Source organism: Pseudoalteromonas prydzensis (assembly GCF_011050055.1).
Lineage (GTDB): Bacteria > Pseudomonadota > Gammaproteobacteria > Enterobacterales > Alteromonadaceae > Pseudoalteromonas > Pseudoalteromonas prydzensis_A.
Window position 1 is genome coordinate 1 of record NZ_DRGM01000088.1, and the last position, 7,866, is coordinate 7,866.

8 protein-coding genes are annotated in these 7,866 nt (G+C 41.8%); 4 read left to right on the top strand and 4 right to left on the bottom strand.

What is annotated here, in order from left to right:
- Positions 1-504: 504 nt before the first annotated feature.
- Positions 505-1,518, bottom strand: coding sequence for a UDP-glucose 4-epimerase GalE (galE, locus tag ENH88_RS08405; protein ID WP_304181592.1), 1,014 nt, complete (start codon positions 1,516-1,518; stop codon positions 505-507).
- 438 nt (positions 1,519-1,956) lie between these two features.
- Between galE and ENH88_RS08410 the strand changes: the two genes are divergently transcribed.
- Positions 1,957-2,454, top strand: coding sequence for a DUF3016 domain-containing protein (locus ENH88_RS08410; RefSeq protein ID WP_304181594.1), 498 nt, complete (start codon positions 1,957-1,959; stop codon positions 2,452-2,454).
- A gap of 55 nt (positions 2,455-2,509) precedes the next feature.
- On the opposite strand, the gene ENH88_RS08415 is transcribed toward ENH88_RS08410, so the two are convergent.
- Positions 2,510-2,800, bottom strand: a complete 291-nt coding sequence (locus ENH88_RS08415; protein WP_304181596.1) for a prephenate dehydrogenase — start codon at positions 2,798-2,800, stop codon at positions 2,510-2,512.
- Positions 2,801-2,871: 71 nt separating this feature from the next.
- On the opposite strand from ENH88_RS08415, the gene ENH88_RS08420 reads away from it, so the two are divergent.
- Positions 2,872-3,081 (top strand): hypothetical protein, encoded by a 210-nt coding sequence (locus tag ENH88_RS08420; protein ID WP_064668757.1) that lies wholly within the window; start codon positions 2,872-2,874, stop codon positions 3,079-3,081.
- A 15-nt stretch (positions 3,082-3,096) separates the two neighbouring features.
- Here ENH88_RS08420 and epmB read toward each other — a convergent pair whose 3' ends face one another.
- The gene (epmB, locus tag ENH88_RS08425; protein WP_304181599.1) at positions 3,097-4,110 is read right to left on the bottom strand and encodes an EF-P beta-lysylation protein EpmB; all 1,014 of its coding nucleotides are present in this window, start codon (positions 4,108-4,110) and stop codon (positions 3,097-3,099) included.
- 42 nt (positions 4,111-4,152) lie between these two features.
- Between epmB and efp the strand changes: the two genes are divergently transcribed.
- Positions 4,153-4,719 carry an elongation factor P gene (efp, locus tag ENH88_RS08430; RefSeq protein ID WP_064668759.1) on the top strand — a complete coding sequence of 189 codons (567 nt, stop codon included), beginning with the start codon at positions 4,153-4,155 and terminating at the stop codon, positions 4,717-4,719.
- A 57-nt stretch (positions 4,720-4,776) separates the two neighbouring features.
- On the top strand, positions 4,777-5,751 hold the full coding sequence (gene epmA / locus ENH88_RS08435) for an elongation factor P--(R)-beta-lysine ligase (RefSeq protein WP_304181601.1): 975 nt from the start codon (positions 4,777-4,779) through the stop codon (positions 5,749-5,751).
- 62 nt (positions 5,752-5,813) lie between these two features.
- On the opposite strand, the gene ENH88_RS08440 is transcribed toward epmA, so the two are convergent.
- Positions 5,814-7,866 (bottom strand): TonB-dependent receptor (locus tag ENH88_RS08440; RefSeq protein ID WP_304181603.1); only part of this gene is annotated, 2,053 nt, incomplete at its 5' end.

Consider the following 7,866-nt stretch of genomic DNA (forward strand, 5'->3'; position numbering starts at 1 on the left):
CTCTAGACGTAAAAAAGCCCGATTATTGCTAGTCGGGCTTTCTCTATTTGGAGCCTGGCGATGACGTAGTGCCCACAGCGGTAGAGAGCCACATAACAAATGCGACACTCTCATCACACTGTTTCGTTCAAATATTACTAACATTAAGCATATGTGCTTTAGAGCATGGACAAATTTGATCACTTAATAAATAGTATTGGTATTACGTAAGTGTCCGACAAAACACACTTAGCATATCGAGCTCAGTAGTGAAACGAAACAGTGTGATGAGAGTGTCGCATTTGTTATGTGGCTCTCTACCGCTGTGGGCACTACGTCATCGCCAGGCTCCAAATAGAGAAAGCCCGACTAGCAATAATCGGGCTTTTTTACGTCTAGAGAAAAGTGAGCAAGGAAGACCGCAATAATCGTTGGCTGCTTGCTATACACAGTCATTCTTTATTCTTGAAAACTCGCTTACAAAAAACCGCTAAGATAGCGGTTTTTTGTTTAATCTATGAGCTTTTATTTATAGCCATTTGGGTTGTTACTTTGCCAACGCCAAGTATCTTGCATCATGATATCAATGCCGCGCTCTGCTTGCCAACCAAGTTCTTTAAGGGCTTTTTCTGGTGCCGCGTAGCAGGCTGCAATATCGCCAGGACGACGAGGCGATACTAGATAAGGAACTTCTTTACCACAGGCTTTGCTAAATGCGTTGAGCATTTGTAGAACTGAATAACCATTGCCAGTACCTAGGTTGTAAACGTGGGCACCGGTATCTTGGTTTATTTTATTTAGTGCCTTTAAATGACCAAGTGCTAAGTCAACAACGTGGATATAGTCACGAACTCCGGTGCCGTCAACAGTGTCGTAGTCATCACCAAATACACCTAATTGCTTTAACTTACCCACAGCAACTTGTGAAATGTAAGGAAGCAAGTTGTTTGGAATGCCATTGGGATCTTCACCGATCAATCCTGATTCGTGTGCGCCTACAGGATTAAAGTAGCGTAAAATCGCGAAGGCAAAGCGTTCATCTGATTTTGCTATATCTTGCAGCATCATTTCAACCATTAGTTTTGATGTGCCGTAAGGGTTAGTGGTGCCACCCACTGGGAAATCTTCGCGGATCGGTAAGCTTGCTGGGTCACCATACACAGTGGCGGATGAACTAAATACCAGTTTGAATACACCCGCATCACGCATTGCGTCAACCAGTGTTAGCGTACCTTGTACATTATTTTGATAATACTCAATCGGTTTTACAACCGATTCACCTACAGCTTTAAGGCCTGCAAAATGAATAACACTGTCGATTTTATGTGTCGTAAATACACGCTCTAAAAATGCTTTATCGAGAATATCACCTTGATAAAAAGTAACGTCTTTGGTTGTGATGCTTTTTACTCGGGTGAGCGATTCCGGTGACGAATTACTTAGATTATCGATAACGACAACGTCCTGTCCTTGCTGTAGTAGCTCTAAAACTGTGTGTGAGCCGATATAGCCTGCACCACCGGTGACTAAAATAGTCATACTATCTCCATTTAAGTAATTTTATTCAATTAAGCTAATTTCATCACAAATAGCGATTGATTGCTTGTGTTATCTGTCATTTAGTTTATACCAATCGACTTAAATATTTAACCATTCTAGCGCGCTAAATAAAGCGCTAACTGCGTTAGTAACTTTTCATGTACGACTGCATGGATGCAAGAGGTAGAGCAATGCAGGAGCAATTGCCGAGAACAACTACATGTCAAAATTTCTGCCTTGTTATCACGCTATTTTTCTGTCGCTATAAGTGGTCAGTAACTTAACACGATTGGTATTAGTTGTTGGTAAAATTATAAGCTTGATTACATTTTTGCTATAAATGATAACAATTACGAAAATTAGTATTAAGCTATAGTTAAGTTGAAAGTGCTAATCTTGCACCTTATAAATAGGGTAACGCCTTTATTGGAGAATGTTATGAATACAGTTAAAAAAATAGCAATGGCAATGCTAATAGCACTTCCTGTTTTTGCTCATGCTGGCGAAGCTGTAGTTAAATGGCAAGACTTTAATGACTACCGTGATGTGCGACCATCAAATGAACCTAAAGGGTCATATCATAAACATATTGCGACAAGCTTTGAAAAGCACTTCAATAAACTGGCTGAACAATTACCTGAAGGTTATAAATTTAACGTTGAAGTCACTGAACTGGATTTAGCCGGTGATGTACGTTTTGGTGGTATGAATGATTTACGTATTGTTAAACCAATTTATTTTCCACGCATTGAGTTTACATATTCAGTTACTGATAAAGATGGCAAAGTGCTGAGCGAAAGCGATAAAGTCGAGTTAAAAGACATGGGCTTTATGGATAAAATTAAAATGGGCCGAGATGAACAGTTTTATTACGATAAACGCTTAATTACAGATTGGTTTAATAAAGAATTAATGCCTGAAATCGTTCCAAGCTAATTATATAAATTAGCTTGGATGAGAAAAGCGCTCACAGTGTATGAGCGCTTTTTTGCTACTTAAAAGTAGCTAATAATTGCAGTATTTGTTGTAGCTTAATTACTGTCGTTTTCAGCTTTTCTTCGTCAAGGCTGTTTCTACTCAGGCTCTCTACATCAGCGGCGACATCCAGTACATAAGGTTTAAAGCGCTTAGCTTCAAAGTTAAAGCCTGCATCAGCAGGGAATAAGGCCTTAAACTTACCATGACCTTGTTGTTGAAGTTCATCTAACTTTTTATCAGCATCAAGTGATTGACGATAAACAATTTTTAAGTTGGTATTGAGTTGTTCAATAATTGAATCCATTTTTTTCCTAAAGCTTTCGACTGCAATGTCGATATAATACGGGTAATGAACTAAAAAGTCAGGTATGAGCTATGAATATATCAGGTGGAAACTTACCGGCCATGAGTGGTGCCGGACAAAGCGGTGAAGTTTACAGCGCAGCTTTAGCAAAAAAACAGCAGAAGGCGGATGGCGCGGCGGCACTGGCGTTAATTGAAGCAGCTGGCACTAGCAGTGCAGCGCAAACACCAGCAAAATCAGTAACAGCGACGCTTGGTAATAACGTAAACGTGTATGTTTAATAGCGCATTGCGCTATTAAACCAGCTTGAGGTCAATAGGGGTCTTACTTTTTTGACCACCGATCTCACGTACAAGTTTAGGCACTAAGTAGCCTGGTAATGCGTGTAGCATATCAGCCATGATTTTGCGTGCCTGCGATTCCTCAATATCAAAGTGGCTAGCCCCTTCAACTTTGTCTAATAAATATAAGTAATAAGGCAGTACGTCAGCCGCAAATAATGCTTCACTTAGGGCGACTTGTGCTTGGCTTGAATCGTTCACCTCTTTTAAAATAACAGCTTGATTAAGTAGCATCACCCCAGCTTGTTTGAGTTTTTGCATCGCGGCTTTAAATTCATCGTCAATCTCATTGGCGTGATTGATATGATTAATAAACACGATTTTAAGCGGCGACTTTGCTAAGCGTTGGCATAACTCATCGGTAATACGGGCGGGGATCACCACAGGTAAACGGCTGTGAATTCGCATCCGTTTAATTTGTGGTAGTTGTTCCAGTTCATCCATAAACCAACTAATTGCATCGTCTTTGGCCATCAGAGGATCGCCACCACTTAAGATCACTTCATTTATATCGTTATCCGATTTAATGTAGTCGAGTGCTTCAATTAAGCTGCGTTTATTTAGCTGATTTTCTTGGTACGGAAAATGACGACGAAAGCAATATCTGCAATTTACAGCACAACCCGTTTTAAACATCACTAAAACTCGCGACTGGTATTTATGTAATAGCCCTGGTTGCGCGTTGTTTTGTTCTTGCAAAGGATCTTTATCAAATCCTGTTTTAGCGATAAACTCTTGGTGGCGTGGCATGACTTGCAGCAGTAACGGGTCGTTTATATCGCCATAACGCATTTTTTTGATAAAAGGCACAGGTACACGAACCGGAAAAAGAGCTCGCGCTTTAAGGTCTTTTTCATCGGCCATGCTTGATAAACCTAGCATTTCTAGCAAGGTGCGTGGGCAGGTAACAACATTAGCTAATTCTTTTTGCCAGTTTTTATGCAAATTTGCTTCATTTCTTTGTATCATTGGCACGTAGATTACTCGAAAAATTATTAGATAGAGGAAACGATGGCGAATTATAGCACCAACGAGTTCAAGGGCGGCCTAAAAATTATGATGGACGGCGAGCCTTGCAGTATTTTAGAAAATGAAATGGTAAAGCCTGGTAAAGGTCAAGCATTTAACCGTGTTCGCATCCGCAAACTGATCTCTGGAAAAGTACTTGAGAAAACCTTTAAATCAGGTGATACAGTCGAAGGTGCTGATGTAATGGATACCGATCTTGCGTATCTTTACACTGACGGTGAGTTTTGGCATTTTATGAACAACGAAACCTTTGAACAAATTGCCGCTGATGAAAAAGCGCTAGGCGATTCAGGTAAATGGTTAGTTGAAAATGATGTATGTACTATCACATTATGGAATGGCAGCCCAATTGCTGTGACCCCACCTAACTTTGTAGAACTTGAGATCACTGAAACTGATCCTGGCCTAAAAGGTGATACAGCCGGTACTGGTGGTAAACCAGCTACGTTAAGCACTGGTGCTGTAGTACGTGTACCATTATTCGTACAAATCGGCGAAGTGATCAAAGTAGATACTCGCAGTGGTGAATACGTAAGCCGTGTTAAGTAAGCAATAACATGACTTAATTAAATCCCAGCTTAGGCTGGGATTTTTTTTGGAGAAAATATGTCAGCAGATCTTTGGATGCCTAGCGCCGAAATAGCAACCTTGCAGCAACGTGCGAATATTGTAAGAACTATCCGTGAGTTTTTTTATGCCCGAGAGGTAATGGAAGTCGATACCCCCAGCCTAAGTGCTGCCAGTGTTACCGACGTACACTTAGCCAGTTTTAATACTTCTTTTGTAGGACCAGGCCATGCCAAAGGCTTGCCGCTGTACTTACAAACGTCCCCTGAGTTTGCCATGAAGCGCTTATTAGCCGCAGGCAGTGGTGCTATTTTTCAACTCTGTAAGGCGTTTCGTAATGAAGAAGCAGGTAGTCACCATAATCCAGAATTTACTATGCTGGAATGGTATCGCCCTGGGTTTGATGAATTTGCCTTGATGGATGAGATAGATGAGCTGATGCAGCTGGTTTTAAATGTCCCAACAGCGCAGCGATTAACTTACCAGCAAGCATTCCAACACGCTTTGGGGGTTGATCCACTGACCGCTACACTGGCGCAATTACAACAACTGGCTATTGAGCAAGGCTTTGCTGATATAGCTGCGCATGAAACTCACCGAGATACCTTACTGCAATTATTATTTTGCATGAAAGTAGAGCCAACCATTGGCCAAGATAAGCCCTGTTTTGTTTATCACTTTCCGGCATCGCAAGCCGCTTTAGCGCGTATTTGTGAACACGACTCGCGAGTAGCAGGGCGCTTTGAGCTTTATTATCAGAACATGGAGCTGGCGAATGGCTTTAACGAGCTTACCAATGCACAGGAGCAAGCTAAACGCTTCACTGAGGACAATGTATACCGCAAAGCGAATAACTTAACACAAGTGCCTATGGACACACGTTTAATCGCCGCTCTAGAGCATGGCTTACCGCAATGCGCAGGAGTGGCATTAGGGGTTGATAGGTTAGTGATGTTAGCAACGCAAAAAGGCACCATAAAAGAAGTCATCGCGTTTGATGTTGCTAGAGCTTAATTGTGGGACGAGATAACTAGGTGCTAGGAGACCCTAGAACCTAGTTACCTAGAATCTATGTGTTATAACTCGTAGATAAAGGTGACGCCGGCGACCATAGGTTCACCAAATTGCGTGTAGGTGTGAGTGGCATAACCATCAGCTGGATCATTACCAAATTCAAAACCACGTGTCGGCACTTCTTCATCAAACACGTTACGTGCCCACCCACGGATTGACCATTGATCCGCTTCATAGCCAGCACTGAAGTTAACTAAGTTCACACTGGGTGCTTGTGAGTTGTGGCTATCGGAGAAGTAGTAATCGTCTTTGCCTTCAATACCAACCGTGGCATATAGCTCATTAGTGAAATTATAACGGGCTGTAAACGCATATTGGTATTTAGGGGCTTGTGATTGCTCGCGGCCATCTTGATCTAATGGAGGTGAGTAGAGGCTTGTTCTGGCAACATAATCGTTTATCTTAGTATCTAAGTAACCAACACTACCGGTGAAAAACAAGTTGTCAGTTAACTGATAACTCCCCTCAATTTCAAGGCCGTAGTTTTCACCTGAGCCAGCATTATCAAAGTAACTAGTGAAGTTTTGCTCTTCTACTAACCATGACTTTAATTGCATATCTTCACGGTACATATAAAAAGCAGCTAAGCGTAGGGTGAATTTTTCATCTAACGAACTACCTTTAACGCCAAATTCACCATTCCATAAATACTCAGGTTCAAAGGTTGTGTGTTGTTTAAAAAAGTCGGCGCCGAGCTCGAATTCTTGTGCTTTTGCGAGCGCTTCGGAGTTAATACCACCGGCTTTGTAACCACGAGTCAGGCTGGTATAAATCATGGTACGGTCAATCACTTGATACTCTAGTGCAAGTTTACCACCGACCATCACATCATCAGTGCCAACAATAAATCCGTTACTATCAGTATAATCCCCTTGGTATTTCTCAACACGCAAACCGGTAATTAATGTAGTTTTTGGATTAATTACTGTAGCTAATTGACCATATACCGCTACATTATTCACTTCATAAGTTGAGTTAAAAGCTTCATGCTCAGAAAACTTTCGACGCTGACGGTCAAGGTCTACGTCTTTTCCTTGGTAATATATTCCAGCAACCCAATCGCGAGACTTGCCATTGAATTGTAATTCAGCGGTTTTATCTTTGCGATCACGATAATAAGCGTCTTCGTAGCTATAACCATCGGGGTGCAGTCCTGCGCCACATAACTGCGGCTTATTAATATCGTTACATACCCAGTCTTCATCAAAGCTGTAGACTAACTCACTATCAATACCTGATAGGTTAAGACTGACATCAAACCAATCAAAACCGGTGTAAATATTGGCAAGACCTAGCGCGATACTTTCTTGGTTATCTTGGCCTGGGTTATCTGCTACGCTATTGCGGCTGTTATCAAGGGTAAAGGCATCATAGCCGTTATTGATATCAATATAATGAACGCTTAACTCAGAGCGCAAGTGATCGGTTAGTTGGCTATGAAGTTTAAAGCGGCCAACCAGTTCATCTTGTTGTTGCGTTGACTCGTTTAAATATAGGTTATCAACATAACCATCAGATTCACGTTGGTAAATACTGGCGCGCACTGCGGTGCTGTCTGTAATACCAATACCTGCGGCAACACCAGCTTCATAACTATTGTAGTTACCCGCACCAAGCTGCACTTTGATGCTAGGGTCAAAAGTTGGATCGGCTGATTCCATTTGGATCATACCAGCCATGCCATCAGCACCAAAGCGTGTGCCTTGCGGGCCACGGTATATTTCAACTTGGTTGACATCAAATAACAGTGAACTGCCGCCAAGGCCTGAATAATTAATACCGTCAATGACTAAGCCAACAGATGGGTTGATTGGATCAACAAACTGCGAGCGTAGACCAACCCCACGAATTTGAATATAACGGCCACGAGATGCACCCGAGGTAAAGTTTACATTCGCGGCACTGGCAAGCATTTCATCTAGAAAACTAGCACCACGCTCATTAATTTCACGGTCGCTAAATAAGCTAGCGCTGGCGCTGAGGGTTTGAATGCTTTCTTTTTGAAAATCCCCTGTAACGAGTATTTTTTCAAGTTCAGAATCATCAGCAAAAGCA

What these genes read in the sequence shown, in the direction of transcription:
- galE (WP_304181592.1), bottom strand. Translation starts at nt 1,518, where the DNA reads ATGACTATTTTAGTCACCGGTGGTGCAGGCTATATCGGCTCACACACA.
- ENH88_RS08410 (WP_304181594.1), top strand. Translation starts at nt 1,957, where the DNA reads ATGAATACAGTTAAAAAAATAGCAATGGCAATGCTAATAGCACTTCCT.
- ENH88_RS08415 (WP_304181596.1), bottom strand. Translation starts at nt 2,800, where the DNA reads ATGGATTCAATTATTGAACAACTCAATACCAACTTAAAAATTGTTTAT.
- ENH88_RS08420 (WP_064668757.1), top strand. Translation starts at nt 2,872, where the DNA reads ATGAATATATCAGGTGGAAACTTACCGGCCATGAGTGGTGCCGGACAA.
- epmB (WP_304181599.1), bottom strand. Translation starts at nt 4,110, where the DNA reads ATGATACAAAGAAATGAAGCAAATTTGCATAAAAACTGGCAAAAAGAA.
- efp (WP_064668759.1), top strand. Translation starts at nt 4,153, where the DNA reads ATGGCGAATTATAGCACCAACGAGTTCAAGGGCGGCCTAAAAATTATG.
- epmA (WP_304181601.1), top strand. Translation starts at nt 4,777, where the DNA reads ATGTCAGCAGATCTTTGGATGCCTAGCGCCGAAATAGCAACCTTGCAG.